Below are 12,624 nucleotides of genomic sequence, written 5' to 3'. Positions count from 1 at the left end.
CACCCACTCCCGCCCCGGACGCTTCCATCGCCGGTCCCTCCAACGGTCAATCGATCACGATACGGATGCCCAAGTTCTCCGGTCGAGTCTGGTTCTCTTACGGGCAGAAAATCGTGTTCAAACTGACCACCGGCGGTCTGGTGCAGCCTGCGATCCAGAACCCGTCGGACCCGAACCGCAACATCCTGTTCAGCTCATCGGAGTACACACTCAACGACGGCGGCATCTGGATCAACAGCACCCAGGTCGACATGTTCACGATCCCGTACGCCGTCGGTGTACAACCGACCGGCGGCGGTGCCGTCAAGACCACCGGGCACCTGAAGCCGGGCGGCTACAACGCCTTCTTCAACTCACTGCGCAACCAGGCCGGCGGCTGGGGCGGCCTGATCCAGAACGGCCCGAACGGCCAGCCGTTGCGCGCTCTCGCACCTCTGTACGGCGTCGAAACCGGCGGACTGCCGGCCAACGCGATGGACGACTACATCAACCGGGTGTGGACGAAGTACAGCTCGCAGACGCTCACCGTGACACCGTTCACCGACCAGCCGAACACCAAGTACTTCGGTCGCGTCTCCGGCAACACGATGAACTTCACCAACACCGCCGGCCAGACGGTCACGTCGTTCCAGAAGCCTGACTCGGCCAGTGTCTTCGGCTGCTTCAAGTTCCTCGACGCACCGAACGACCTGGTCCGCGGCCCGATCTCCCGCACGCTCTGCGCGGGCTACAACCGGTCGACGCTGCTGATCAACGCCAACCAGCCCGACACCAGCAACGCGAACTTCTACGCCGACGGTGTCACCAACCAGTACTCGAAGAAGATCCACGCACAGATGGTGGACGGCAAGGCCTACGGCTTCGCCTTCGACGACGTCGGCGCGCACGAGGCTCTCGTCCACGACGGCAACCCGGCCAAGGCCTTCCTGACGCTGGACCCCTTCAACTGAACCTGATCCACTGACCCCATGCAGAAAATGACGGTGGTAGTCCCGCTCCGCCCCGAGCGGGCTACCACCGTCTTCACCCAAGCACTACAGCTGGAAGGCGCCGTCGGCACCCGCCTGTACGACGCCGCCGGCGCCTGGCGCGGCACGGTCTCGGACTGGGATCCCGCCCGATCGTTGAGCTTCACCTGGCATCCCGATCGGGATCCTCAGCGCGCCGACCACGTAACAGTCGCCTTCGAACCGGTTGCCGACGGCACCTATCTCCACCTCACGACCACCGGCGACGGAACCTACTGGCAGGAACTGCTCGCCGAACTCAGTAGCCGAGGGTGAAGCGCTTGCGGTTGTGCGCCGGCTTCTCGAACTCGTCGATCACCGCGACGGCGTAGTCCTCGGCCGAAATGCTTTCGCCGACCGGCTCGTCCAGACCGAGCCGGAAGGTGCCGGTGCGCTCGCCCGGCGCGATCACGTACGCCGGGTGCAGCATCGTCCAGTTGACGCTCTCATCGGTCGCCCGCAGGGTGTCGAGCACGCCGGCCACGGTCAGCGCCTCCGGCTTGTAGTCCGCCGGAAACTCCGGGCTGTCGACCACTCGCTGGCCGTTGATCTGCAGTCCACCGGTGCCGCCGACGACGAGCAGCCGGGTCGCCGTACCGCGAGCGGCCGCGATCAGGTTGTCGATCGCGTCGAGGTAGTCCTGGTGGCTGCCACCGGTCCGGCTCGGGCCGAGCGCCACAACGACGGCCTCTGCGTCGCCGACGATTTCCTTGACCGAGGCGACGTCGTTCGCGCTGGCCTGAACGGCCTGCACACCGGCCGGGAACTCGCCTCCGGAGCGGGTCACACCAGTGACTTCGTGCCCCCGGGAGACCGCCTCAGCGACGATCCGGCTGCCGACCATGCCACTCGCGCCATAGACCGCGATCTTCATACTGTTGCCTCCAGCTAGGTGAAACCTCAACTTGTTATCCCGATAGTATCTATTGGTTACTGGCTACTTCAACGTGCTATAAGTACCTAGTGGTTACTAATGGAATGTACGAGCGCGGCGACCTCTTCAACCCGGCCTGCGGGACCCGGGTGGTTCTGGACCGCATCGGCGACAAGTGGACGGCTCTGGCCGTGCTCCTGCTGCAGCACGGACCACTCCGCTTCACCGAGCTCCGCGACGGCATCGGCCGCGTCGCCCCCAAGGTGCTCACCCAGACCCTGCGCCGCCTCGAACGCGACGGCCTGGTCACCCGCGAGGTCTTCGCCGAGGTTCCGCCCCGCGTCGTCTATGCCCTGACGCCGATGGGCCGGTCACTGATCACCCCGCTGACCACCGTCAGCAACTGGGCCGAAGAACACATCAACGCCATCAACACAGCCCAGTCCCAGTACGACGCCACCGTCTGACGAAGGAGTAGCAGTGGAGCTCGACTGGAGTGTCGGAGAGTACGAGTGGTTCGCGACCGACCTGGCTCCGGCCGCGAAGGCCCTCGTCACCGCGGCAGCGATCGATGCGGAGTCCGGGCACGTTGTCGACCTCGGCTGCGGCACCGGGAACGCCGCCCTGCTGGCCGCTGAGCTGGGCGCGCGGGTCACAGGCATCGACCCGGCTCCCCGCCTGCTGGAAGTCGCCACACGTGCTGCGGCTGCACGAGGGCTGGAGGTCGCCGTACTGGCTGGGACTGCGGCCGAGATGCCGCTGCCTGACGGCTCTGCGGATGTGGTGCTGTCGAACTTCGGAGTGATCATGGCTCCGGATCCGCAGGCGGCAGCCGACGAGATCGCTCGAGTGATCACACCGGATGGTCGATTTCTGTCCACTGCGTGGCAGCCGAGCAGCTTCCTGGACAAGCTGATCAGCATCCCGGCCCAGGCCGTAGCCAAGGTCACAGGTCGCCCGCCCACCCGACCGCAGCCCGTCTGGCACGACGCCGATGCAGTCGCCGAACTGTTCGCCCCGCATGGCTTCAAGGTCTCGCTCACGCGGCACCAGTTGACCTTCGCCGTGGACTCACCGGACGAGTACTGGAACACCCGGATGCTCCTGCACCCCATCGGCGCCAAGACCACTCCCTTGCTCCAGCAAGCCGGGGTGTACGACGCTGTCCACGCCGAGGGGCTTGCGTACCTCGAGCAGCTGATGCCGGAGTTCACCGTCGACTACGTGGTGGTCGAAGCCCGCCGCTGACCGCCTGAATATTGCGTCCTGAACTCACCCGGATCACGACTCAACCTTTCCGGGCTCTCACCTCATCACCATGTTGACCAACATGAGAGGTGGGTAAGGGGATGGACCCGGGACGGGACCAGGAGTTTGCCGAGTTCGTGGACGGCCGGTTCACGGCTCTGCAGCGCTTCGGATACCTGCTGACTGGTGAGTGGCATCTGGCCGAGGACCTGGTGCAGACCGCGCTGACCAAAGTGTGGTTCCACCGCAACTCGCTGCGCAGCGCCAACGCACTGGAGAGCTACACCCGGACCGCCATGGTCAACACCAGCACCCAATGGTGGCGGCGGAAGTGGAGAGGCGAGACTCCGACCGAGATCATGCCCGAGCCCGCCGGCGACTCCCCGTACGGCGTTGTCGACGACCGGGATCTGTTGCTGCGGGCACTGGCCACGCTGCCTCGTCGTACCAGGGCGACCTTGGTCCTGCGGTACTTCGAGGATCTGCCGGAGGCCGAGATCGCGCAGATCATGGGGTGCTCGGTCGGCACTGTGAAGTCCAACGTGTCGCGGGGGCTCGCGAAACTTCGGGAACACCAGCTGGTCGCCGGAATCTCGGCACCTGGGATGAAGGCGGTCGAATCATGAACGACCTACAGACGCTGTTCAAGGGCGTCGTGGCCGATCCGCCGCCGCCGAGCGAGATTCCGAGCCAGGCGGTCTTCGCCCGGATCCGGAAGGTACGGCGGCGCCGGGCCGCAGGAGGCGCCGTACTGGCTACTGCTGCGGTGGCCGCGGTGGTTGCGATTGCGGGCAATCTGAACAGCACCAACAGTCAGCCGCCAGTGCTCGCGCCGCCGCCGGTTGTCCAGCTTCCGGTCGGTGCCGTGAGCATCGAGATGGTGCCGACGGTGGTTGGGAAGGTCGGGAAGATGGCGGTCACCATGCGCGGCACGGTGCGGGTGCCGCTGAGCGGCGGGGACTACCTGCCGACCGACAACTCGTTCATCGACATGTCCACCGGGTTCACTGCGACCTGGGGACAGGGTGAGCCGGACGGCGGCGACGGGGGCGCGATCAGCTGCGAGGGCTCGACCAAGGAGACCACCGGCGCGGTCACCTACCACCTGGACCCGCACGCGTATCCGAAGCCGGGGACCTACACGGTCAAGTTCGCGGTCAAGTTCTGCGGCCCCACTGGGGACGTGACGAGTACGAAGTCGGTACAGCTGGTGATCAAGTAGATGAGTGCCGAACGGGATCAGGAGTTCGCCGAGTTCGTCGACGGACGGTTCACCGCTCTGCAGCGCTTCGGGTATCTGCTCACCGGTGAGTGGCATCTGGCCGAGGACCTGGTGCAGACCGCGCTGACCAAGGTGTGGTTCCACCGCAACTCGCTGCGCAGCGCGAACGCGCTGGAGAGCTACACGCGGACTGCGATGGTCAACACCAGTACGCAGTGGTGGCGGCGGAAGTGGAAGGGCGAGACCCCGACCGAGGTGCTTCCGGAACCTGCCAGCGACTCCCAGTACGGCGTAGTCGACGACCGCGATCAGTTGCTGCGAGCGCTGGCCGAGCTGCCTCGTCGTACCAGGGCGACCTTGGTGCTGCGGTACTTCGAGGACCTGCCGGAGGCGGAGATCGCGCAGATCATGGGGTGCTCGGTGGGTACCGTGAAGTCCAATATCTCCCGCGGACTCGCCAAGCTGCGCGAGCACCAGCTCGTCGCCGGCATCACTTCAGCTGACCGACTAGCCCCCGAAAAGAAGGGGGTCGACCATGAATGACGACCTGCAGGCGCGTTTCCAGCGCCTCGCCGCCGATCCGCCACCGCCGACCGCCATTCCGAGTCAGGCGGTCTTCGCCCGGGTCCGGAAGGTACGGCGCCGGCGCGCGGCTGGGGTCGCCGTACTGGCTACTGCTGCGGTGGCTGCGGTGTTCGCGATCTCGACGAACCTGACCGATATCGACAGTCAGCCGCCGGTGCTCGGGCCGCCCTCCACTCCGACGCCGGCGGCCACGGTGCCGTCGCCGTACGGGGTGAAGCTCACGCTGAAGCCGGTCGTGAAGGGGCGGACCGTGACGATGACCGTGTCGGGGAGCGGCACGGTGCTGCTTCCGATCGCCCAAGGTCAGGAGCTGCCCCCGCAGAACCTGATGGCGCTCAGTGAGGGGTCGGCCTACAGCTGGGGTGACGACAGTGAGCCGTTCAGCGCGTTCAGCAACGGCGCGGAGTGCGCCAAGGCGAAGACGCCGTACAAGGGCAGCGGGTCGATCCCGCCGGATACGCACACGTATGCCAAGGCGGGGACCTACACGTACAGCTACCGGGAAAGATTCTGTGGAGTAAAGGAAGATGCCACCGCGAGTGTGCAGGTGACGATCCGTTAGAGCGTCCAGGCGTGGTCGGAGGTGCCGGTGGTCGGCTTTCCGGCCGCCTTCAGGTCGGCCCGCAGGTCCTTCGGGAGCGCGAACGTCAGGCTCTCCTCGGCGGTTTTGACCTCCTGGACCTCGCCGTAGCCACGCTCGGCGAGCCAGCGCAGGACGTCGCGAACCAGGATCTCCGGCACACTCGCACCACTGCTCAGACCGACCGATTCGACGCCTTCGAGCCACTTCTCGTCGATCTCGGCGGCGTAGTCGACCAGGTGGCCGGCCTTGGCGCCGTAGTCGAGGGCGACCTCGACCATGCGGACCGAGTTCGACGAGTTCTTCGAACCGACCACGAGCATCAGGTCAACCTCGGGCGCCATCTTCTTGACCGCGACCTGGCGGTTCTGGGTGGCGTAGCAGATGTCGTCACTCGGCGGGTCCTGCAGCAGCGGGAACTTCTCGCGCAGCCGCCGCACGGTCTCCATCGTCTCGTCCACCGAGAGCGTGGTCTGCGACAGCCAGACGACCTTCTCGGGGTCCCGGACGGTGACATTCGGTACGTCGTCCGGTCCGTCCACGATCGTGGTGTGCTCCGGCGCCTCGCCGCTCGTCCCGACGACCTCTTCGTGACCCTCGTGCCCGATCAGCAGAATGTCGAAATCGGTCGCGGCGAACCGCTTTGCCTCGTGGTGCACCTTCGTCACCAGCGGGCAGGTCGCGTCGATCGTCTTCAGCTGGCGGGCCGCTGCCTCGGCGTGCACCACCGGTGAGACACCGTGCGCGGAGAAGATGACGGTCTGGCCCTCGGGGACCTCGTCGGTCTCGTCGACGAAGATCGCGCCTCGATTCGTCAGGGTCTCCACGACATATTTGTTGTGGACGATCTCCTTGCGGACGTACACGGGAGCGCCGTACAGATCGAGGGCCTTCTCCACCGCCACCACGGCTCGGTCCACGCCGGCGCAGTACCCCCGCGGCGCAGCGAGCAGCACCCGCTTCGTCCGCACGGCAGTGGTCGAACCAGTGTCTTCAGGCTGGGCAGTCACGTCTCCATGGTACGGGTCCGCACCATGTGAGCAGCATCACGCAATCGCGTACCAGGGGCCGGGCTCGAACCGGCGACCTCACCCTTATGAGGGGTGCGCGCTAGCCAACTGCGCCACCCTGGCTGATCTTTCAGTTGCCGTGGGCAACTGACACCACTTCCGGGAGCCGTCCGCCCTGTCCGGACGGCTCCCTCGGGAGGTGTTCGTACTGCCTCAAGAATGCGTCGGATTGCCGTTGCCCGCAAAGGCTTTTCCGCCTCGCTCCTCCACTCCCACCGCCAGCCTTCCCGCCAAAGGTGGGTCGCCGTGTCTTTGTGCACGAACCAGTACTTTGTGCACCCACCAACCACTTCTCCCCCGCCGAAACGACTGGTGGGGTCTCAAAGATGAGCTCGGCGCCCAAAGACGAGCCCCCGTCCCTAAAGGTGGGCGGGCGTTTCTTGGGCAGATCGGGTCAGGCGGCAGAGCCGGATTGCGCCCACGCCCGCAGTACGGCGAAGTCGGGTGCGGTGAGCCCGAGATGCGGCTCCACCCGGTGCGCGAGGTGTGCTGCCTGGTGCGCATCGTCGAGGTAGAAGCGGTCGTAGCGGTTCAGCTCGTCGTCCACCCAGGCGAACGGGCGGCCGGCCGCCCACTCGGCGACGTACGGGGTCTTCCACGAGCCTCGTCGTACGCCGGAGACCGGCTCCCGCGGCGGCCAAACGATCACGGGGAGTTCGGGCAGGCCCAGCAGTGGGCCGAGCAGGCGGTTCGCGCCGTGCTCCCAGCTCGTCGCCCACACCAAGTCGAACGTTGCGCCGAGCGCGTTCAGCTCCACACCGTGCTGCGGATTGAGCAGCACGACCCACGACTTCTCCCCCTCGACGATCTCGTGGCTCACATAGCCGGGCGGGATCTCCTCGGCCCGGTACGGGTTGAGCGGGCCGTCGAAGTCCAGTAGGAGCAAGGGGCGCACGAGTCACGCTTTGCGGTAGGTGAGGACGGCGACGCCGCTTTCATAGACCTGGTGGTCGGTGAGCTTGAGGCGCCGTACGGCGAAGTTGTCGGTGGCGAATAGTTTGACGCCGGCACCGATTACGACGGGGTTGACCTTGACTACCAGGCGATCGATCTCCGGCCAGAGGCTCTCGGCGAGGCTTCCGCCACCGCACAGCCAGATGCCGAGACCTTCCTCGCGCTTCAACTCGCGGACACGCTCGACGGGGTCAGTGGAGACGAACTCGACCGTTGGATCCGGGCTTTCGGCGAGGGTGCGAGTGAAGACCAGGTTGCGGAGGCGCGGGTAGGCGTTGGTGTGGCCGTGCTCGAGGCCCAGCTCCCAGGACTTGCGGCCCATCAGGACCGTGTCGAACACCCGGTTCTCGGCATCGATCCCGAGCGCCTCGCGGACCGCGCCGGGCACCGTCTCCGGGTACGCCGTCAGGAGCGGAACCGAGTGGTCACCTTGGGCCAGGAAGAAGCCGCCCGGGCTGAGGTCGGTCGGGTCGCCGCCGCTCGGATCGGCGACGTACCCGTCGAGGCTGGAGGCAATGAAGTAGGTGAGCTCGCGCATGGGCCAATTATCGGCCGACGCCCGGGCCAGCAGGGCGTGCGGGGTTTTGTCGGTGCGGGGTCGTAGGGTCTGGGGGTGGCTTTGGAGACCTCGCCGGATGCGCCTGCAGCCGTTCGCACTATTGCGAACGGCATTGCGAGCTGGATCAATCAGCTCGGTGCAGTGTGGGTCGAGGGACAGCTGACCGACGTGTCGATCGGGCGCGGGACGGCGACCGTGTTCGGGACGTTGCGAGACACCGACGCCGACATCTCGTTGCGGTTCACGTGTAACCGGCGGGTGTTCGAGGCGGTCGATCCGCCGGTGACGGACGGGTCGCGGGTCGTCGTCAACGCCAAGCCGAACTTCTTCGCCCGGCGCGGGACGCTCGCGCTCGCAGTGAGCGAGATCCGGCATGTCGGGATCGGCGAGCTGCTGGCGCGGATCGAGCGGCTCAAGCAACTACTGGCGGCCGAGGGGCTGTTCGCCGCGCATCGCAAGAAGCGGTTGCCGTTTCTGCCGCACACGATCGGGCTGATCTGTGGCCGCGATTCAGCGGCCGAGCGCGACGTACTGGAGAACGCGAAGCGGCGCTGGCCGGCGGTTGCGTTCCGGGTCGAGTATTCGTCGGTGCAGGGACCGTCCGCGGCCGGTGAAGTCATGCAGGCGCTGCGCAAGCTGGATGCCGACGAGGCGGTCGAGGTGATCGTGATCGCGCGCGGCGGTGGTTCGCTCGAGGATCTGCTGCCGTTCTCGGACGAGGGTCTGATCCGCGCGGTCTCCCAAGCCCGTACGCCGATTGTCAGCGCCATCGGCCACGAACCGGACTCCCCCTTGCTCGACCTGGTCGCGGATCTTCGCGCATCGACCCCGACCGACGCCGCCAAGCGGATCGTGCCGGACGTCCGCGAGGAACTGGACGGCGTCCGCCTCCTCCGCGACCGCGGTCTGCGCGCGATCTTCAGTTATCTGGACCGTGAGGCGCATGCCCTGAGCGCGATCCGCAGTCGCCCGGCCCTGGCCGCCCCGGCATCCGGCATCGAGCGACGCTCCGACGAAATCAACGCGCTGCTCGACCGCAGCCGCCGTACCCTCACCCATCGTCTCGACCGCGCCGCCGACGACATCAGCCACCGCCTGGCCAGCGTCCGGGCCCTGTCCCCCAAGGCGACGCTGGAGCGCGGGTATTCCGTGCTCCAGTTGGCCGACGGTACGGCGGTCCGCGAGCTCGCCCAGGTAGCCGCAGGAGATGTCCTGCAAGCCCGAGTCACCGACGGCCGATTCGCCGTAGAAGTCCAGCCCGAGGAGAAGCCGTGAGTGCCGAACGACCTGAGATGTCCTATGAGGCGGCCCGCGAGGAGCTCGTCGAGGTCGTCCGCAAACTCGAAGCCGGCGGCACCACCCTCGAAGAGTCCCTGGCCCTGTGGGAACGCGGCGAATCCCTCGCCACCACCTGCCAGTCCTGGCTCGAAGGCGCCCGCGAACGCCTCACCAAAGCGCAGGAAGCCAGCGAAGAAAAGTCCAAGAAGACCAACTGAATCATGCAGGTGCGCCAAGCCGAACCCGAAGATCTGCAGGGAGCGGCCGAGGCTCGGGTCGCCAGTTGGCGAGCAGCCTTCGCGGGAATCGTCCCGCAGGACGTCCTCGACGCGATGGATGCTCCAGCGATCGCCACGGCCTGGGCCGACAGCATCACGGCTGGGCGGTCGCGGATCTACGTGGCGGTCGTCGACGAGCGAGTGATCGGGTACGCCGGGGTTGGTCCCGAGCGTGATCCGCAGGCGCTGGCTGGCACCGGCGAGCTGTACGCGCTCTACGTGCACCCGGACTACTGGGGTGCTGGGGCCGGCCGCGCGTTGACTAACGCAGCACTGGCTGACTTACGGTCCGCGGGGTGCACGGTGGCGCGGCTATGGGTGCTGGAGGCAAATACCCGCGGTCGGCGGTTCTATGCGCAGTACGGGTTCGTGGAGACGGCAGATCGGACGCATTCGTCGCTGGGCGACCTGCCGGAGATCCGGCTGACCGTGCAGCTCTAGCGATCGCAACAAGGTGCAATTCCGGGGACACGAGCGTCGGCCCGGCCCTACAGTCCATGCATGACGCAGAATCCCCCACCGCCGCGCGGACAGCGCCTGTACGGCGATATGTCCCCCGGCCAGCCGCCGTCCACCGGCGTACTGGGGATGCGGCCGATCCCGGGCGCGTCCGGCGAGTCTCCGGAGGGGCGGCCGCGGGAGACCAGCACGCTCGCGGTGATCGCCTTCGTGCTCTCGCTCTTCGGCACCACCTTGATCAGCTTCGGGCTTGGCCTGGTCGCGCTGAAGCGCATGCCGAGCAGGAACCAGAAGGGCAAGGGCTGGGCCATCGCGGCGATGGTGATCTCGGTGGCCTGGATCGTGCCGATCGTCGCCCTCGTGTTGCGGGACAGCCCACCACCGACGGTACGACCGGCAGCGTTGAACGTTGGCGACTGCGTCAAGTCGCTCACGGACGCCGACCTGTCTGCAGTCACGGTGGTGCCGTGCAGCGGACCCAACGGCGGTGAGGTGTACGCCGTCTTCGAACTGACCGCCGGGAACTGGCCTGGCGAGGTTGCTGTTCAGGCCAATGGCCGGAAGGGCTGCAACGACCGCTGGCTGGCATCCAAGCGACAGGCCGACGAACGCTCCGAAGTGCACTTCGTCTACCCGACCGAGGCCAACTGGAACCTCGTGTCCCGCCGAGTCACCTGCCTGTTGACGCCGCCGATGTAGTCAGCAGAGCTCTGGCGATCTTCTCCGAGCCTGCTTGCAGCCGGGACAGGCCGAAGCCTCGGTCGCGGAGAGATTGATGAAGGTCCGCGGCCAGGGGTGCGAGGAGGACGTGGGCGGTGTGGTCAGCGTCCAGCTCCGGGCGGGCTTGTTCGACCAGGTGGGACAGGTGGCGGTGCCACAGGTTGTAGGAGCCGATGCGGTAGCGGGCGCCGTCGGAGGCGTTTTCGCTGTCCATGAAGAGCTCGACGTGGCGGTCGAGCAGTTCCAGGTACGCCGTCAGGAACGCGGCAACGCGGTCGACCGCTGGAGCGCCTGGGCCTAGTGGCGGTGGTCCGGTCAGGATCTTCGCCTGGAGTTCTTGCTCGCGCTCATCGAGTAGCGCGACGGACAGGCCCGCACGGTCGCCGAAGCGGCGGAAGACCGTGCCTTTGCCGACGCCGGCCTCGGCTGCGATCGCGTCGACGGACACGTTCTTGACCCCGTGCTCGGCGAACAGCCGCTCGGCCGCCTCCAGTACGCGCAGCCGGTTGCGGCGGGCGTCGGCTCGTTCGGGGCGTGGGTTCCCGACGACCGGCAGCTCTCGTTGTGAAACGGACTGCGGTCCGCTACTGTCGTCCATAAGACGGACTGTAGTCCGCTAGAGCTTCTGGAGGAAAGAATGAGCCACCCATCCGCCCGGATCGCGATCGCCTTTCACTCGGGATACGGGCACACCGCGAAGCAGGCCGAGGCGGTCGCCGCCGGGGCGCTCTCGGTCGGAGCCACTGCGGAACTGGTCGCTCTCGACGAGCTGACCGACGACGTCTGGGCCACGCTCGCCGCGGCTGATGCGATCGTGTTCGGCGCACCGACGTACATGGGGAGTCCGAGCGCGGTCTTCAAGGCGTTCGCCGAGGCGAGCTCGAAGGTGTGGGGCGACGATCTGGGCTGGCGGGACAAGATCGCGGCCGGGTTCACGAACTCGAAGGCGATGTCGGGTGACAAGCTGAACAGCCTGGTCGACTTCGCAGTCTTCGCGGCCCAGCACGGGATGATCTGGGTCGGCCTGGACATCTACCCCGGCTGGTCCGACAGCACCGCCAGCATCGAGGACCTGAACCGCCTCGGCAGCTGGCTCGGCGCGATGGCACAGTCCGATGCGGATCTTTCCGCCGAGAAAGCGCCCCCGGCCACGGACCTGCGCACCGCCCACGCTCTCGGCGTACGGGTCGCAACCGTCACCCAGCGGCACCTGCGCGGAGCACTGGCGGCCTGATGGCCTGGCTCATCCTGCTCGCCGCCGCCGCCTTCGAGATCGCCTTCGCGCTCAGCATGAAACCCAGCGAAGGTTTCACCCGCCTCTGGCCGACCATCGGCGTCCTCGTCTTCGGCATCACCTCGGTCTACCTCCTCGGCCGAACCCTCGACCGCCTCCCCATCGGCACCGCCTACGCCATCTGGACCGGCCTCGGCTCCGTCGGCGTAGTCACCCTCGGCATCATCTTCTTCAACGAGCAACTGACCCCCGCCCGCGTAGCCTGCCTGGCCCTCATCATCACCGGTGTCATCGGCCTCCGCCTAGCCGGCGCCGAATAGCCGGACCGCCAGCCCATCACAATTGCCCGCCGACCACCGCCCGCCGCGTGCGCCCGTCCCCCGCGACCACTTGTGGTGGTGTGGCGGTCCGCCCCTCACCAACCGCCTCGCCACGTTCCCTCACCGACAGCCCGTTCCCATTTGGTGGGCTGGCCCACGGGGATGGGGGTTGGCCAACTGCATGCGGTGGGCCCTCCCACAAGCTCATGGGTGGACCCACGAAATGGGGATCGGCG

General features: G+C 67.0%; 19 protein-coding genes and 1 tRNA gene. 14 read left to right on the top strand and 6 right to left on the bottom strand.

Going from position 1 to position 12,624, the window contains the following annotated elements; translation table 11 throughout:
- A partial coding sequence (locus tag E1263_RS39290; RefSeq protein ID WP_132177017.1) for a beta-1,3-glucanase family protein occupies window positions 1–950 on the top strand: 950 nt, incomplete at its 5' end.
- A gap of 18 nt (window positions 951–968) precedes the next feature.
- Window positions 969–1,283, top strand: coding sequence for an SRPBCC domain-containing protein (locus E1263_RS39285; protein WP_132177015.1), 315 nt, complete (start codon window positions 969–971; stop codon window positions 1,281–1,283).
- Here E1263_RS39285 and E1263_RS39280 read toward each other — a convergent pair.
- Window positions 1,267–1,881, bottom strand: coding sequence for an NAD(P)-dependent oxidoreductase (locus E1263_RS39280; protein ID WP_132177013.1), 615 nt, complete (start codon window positions 1,879–1,881; stop codon window positions 1,267–1,269). The genes E1263_RS39285 and E1263_RS39280 overlap by 17 nt on opposite strands.
- Before the next feature lie 104 nt (window positions 1,882–1,985).
- Between E1263_RS39280 and E1263_RS39275 the strand changes: the two genes are divergently transcribed.
- The 6 genes from E1263_RS39275 (at window position 1,986) to E1263_RS39250 (ending at window position 5,498) form a co-directional block, all read left to right on the top strand.
- On the top strand, window positions 1,986–2,348 hold the full coding sequence (locus tag E1263_RS39275; RefSeq protein ID WP_132177011.1) for a winged helix-turn-helix transcriptional regulator: 363 nt from the start codon (window positions 1,986–1,988) through the stop codon (window positions 2,346–2,348).
- 13 nt (window positions 2,349–2,361) lie between these two features.
- Window positions 2,362–3,129 (top strand): class I SAM-dependent methyltransferase, encoded by a 768-nt coding sequence (locus tag E1263_RS39270; RefSeq protein ID WP_132177009.1) that lies wholly within the window; start codon window positions 2,362–2,364, stop codon window positions 3,127–3,129.
- A gap of 101 nt (window positions 3,130–3,230) precedes the next feature.
- Window positions 3,231–3,755 carry a SigE family RNA polymerase sigma factor gene (locus tag E1263_RS39265; protein WP_132177007.1) on the top strand — a complete coding sequence of 175 codons (525 nt, stop codon included), beginning with the start codon at window positions 3,231–3,233 and terminating at the stop codon, window positions 3,753–3,755.
- Window positions 3,752–4,351 carry a hypothetical protein gene (locus E1263_RS39260; protein WP_132177005.1) on the top strand — a complete coding sequence of 200 codons (600 nt, stop codon included), beginning with the start codon at window positions 3,752–3,754 and terminating at the stop codon, window positions 4,349–4,351. Before E1263_RS39265 ends, E1263_RS39260 begins: the two co-directional genes overlap by 4 nt.
- Window positions 4,352–4,894: a SigE family RNA polymerase sigma factor gene (locus tag E1263_RS39255; protein ID WP_132177003.1), complete on the top strand. Its 543-nt coding sequence runs from the start codon at window positions 4,352–4,354 to the stop codon at window positions 4,892–4,894.
- Window positions 4,887–5,498 carry a hypothetical protein gene (locus E1263_RS39250; RefSeq protein WP_132177001.1) on the top strand — a complete coding sequence of 204 codons (612 nt, stop codon included), beginning with the start codon at window positions 4,887–4,889 and terminating at the stop codon, window positions 5,496–5,498. Before E1263_RS39255 ends, E1263_RS39250 begins: the two co-directional genes overlap by 8 nt.
- Here E1263_RS39250 and E1263_RS39245 read toward each other — a convergent pair.
- The 4 genes from E1263_RS39245 to E1263_RS39230 all read right to left on the bottom strand — a co-directional run bounded on the left by E1263_RS39245 (window position 5,495) and on the right by E1263_RS39230 (window position 8,078).
- Window positions 5,495–6,526, bottom strand: coding sequence for a 4-hydroxy-3-methylbut-2-enyl diphosphate reductase (locus tag E1263_RS39245; protein ID WP_132176999.1), 1,032 nt, complete (start codon window positions 6,524–6,526; stop codon window positions 5,495–5,497). The two genes, E1263_RS39250 and E1263_RS39245, sit on opposite strands and share 4 nt — an antisense overlap.
- Before the next feature lie 49 nt (window positions 6,527–6,575).
- A tRNA-Met gene (locus E1263_RS39240) sits at window positions 6,576–6,649 on the bottom strand.
- Window positions 6,650–6,980: 331 nt separating this feature from the next.
- Window positions 6,981–7,481 (bottom strand): HAD domain-containing protein, encoded by a 501-nt coding sequence (locus tag E1263_RS39235; protein ID WP_132176997.1) that lies wholly within the window; start codon window positions 7,479–7,481, stop codon window positions 6,981–6,983.
- Between the two features lie 3 nt (window positions 7,482–7,484).
- On the bottom strand, window positions 7,485–8,078 hold the full coding sequence (locus tag E1263_RS39230) for a dihydrofolate reductase family protein (protein ID WP_132176995.1): 594 nt from the start codon (window positions 8,076–8,078) through the stop codon (window positions 7,485–7,487).
- A 75-nt stretch (window positions 8,079–8,153) separates the two neighbouring features.
- Between E1263_RS39230 and xseA the strand changes: the two genes are divergently transcribed.
- From xseA to E1263_RS39210, 4 genes are read left to right on the top strand one after another with little or no spacing between them, the layout of a single operon-like run.
- Window positions 8,154–9,374, top strand: coding sequence for an exodeoxyribonuclease VII large subunit (gene xseA, locus E1263_RS39225; protein ID WP_132176993.1), 1,221 nt, complete (start codon window positions 8,154–8,156; stop codon window positions 9,372–9,374).
- Window positions 9,371–9,595, top strand: a complete 225-nt coding sequence (locus E1263_RS39220) for an exodeoxyribonuclease VII small subunit (RefSeq protein WP_272949724.1) — start codon at window positions 9,371–9,373, stop codon at window positions 9,593–9,595. Before xseA ends, E1263_RS39220 begins: the two co-directional genes overlap by 4 nt.
- A gap of 3 nt (window positions 9,596–9,598) precedes the next feature.
- Window positions 9,599–10,096 (top strand): GNAT family N-acetyltransferase, encoded by a 498-nt coding sequence (locus E1263_RS39215; RefSeq protein WP_132176991.1) that lies wholly within the window; start codon window positions 9,599–9,601, stop codon window positions 10,094–10,096.
- Window positions 10,097–10,156: 60 nt separating this feature from the next.
- Entirely contained in the window at window positions 10,157–10,813 is a 657-nt protein-coding gene (locus E1263_RS39210) for a DUF4190 domain-containing protein (protein WP_132176989.1), read from the top strand.
- Here E1263_RS39210 and E1263_RS39205 read toward each other — a convergent pair.
- Window positions 10,785–11,432, bottom strand: a complete 648-nt coding sequence (locus E1263_RS39205; RefSeq protein WP_132176987.1) for a TetR/AcrR family transcriptional regulator — start codon at window positions 11,430–11,432, stop codon at window positions 10,785–10,787. The genes E1263_RS39210 and E1263_RS39205 overlap by 29 nt on opposite strands.
- A 39-nt stretch (window positions 11,433–11,471) precedes the next feature.
- Here E1263_RS39205 and E1263_RS39200 point away from each other — a divergent pair, with 39 nt between their 5' ends.
- On the top strand, window positions 11,472–12,068 hold the full coding sequence (locus tag E1263_RS39200; RefSeq protein ID WP_132176985.1) for a flavodoxin family protein: 597 nt from the start codon (window positions 11,472–11,474) through the stop codon (window positions 12,066–12,068).
- A complete protein-coding gene (locus E1263_RS39195; RefSeq protein ID WP_132176983.1) occupies window positions 12,068–12,388 on the top strand; it encodes a DMT family transporter in 321 nt (106 codons plus the stop codon). The genes E1263_RS39200 and E1263_RS39195 overlap by 1 nt, the downstream gene beginning before the upstream one ends.
- Window positions 12,389–12,624 lie beyond the last annotated feature (236 nt).

Source organism: Kribbella antibiotica (genome assembly GCF_004349055.1).
Lineage (GTDB): Bacteria > Actinomycetota > Actinomycetes > Propionibacteriales > Kribbellaceae > Kribbella > Kribbella antibiotica.
This window is presented reverse-complemented; position numbering and strand designations above follow the sequence as displayed.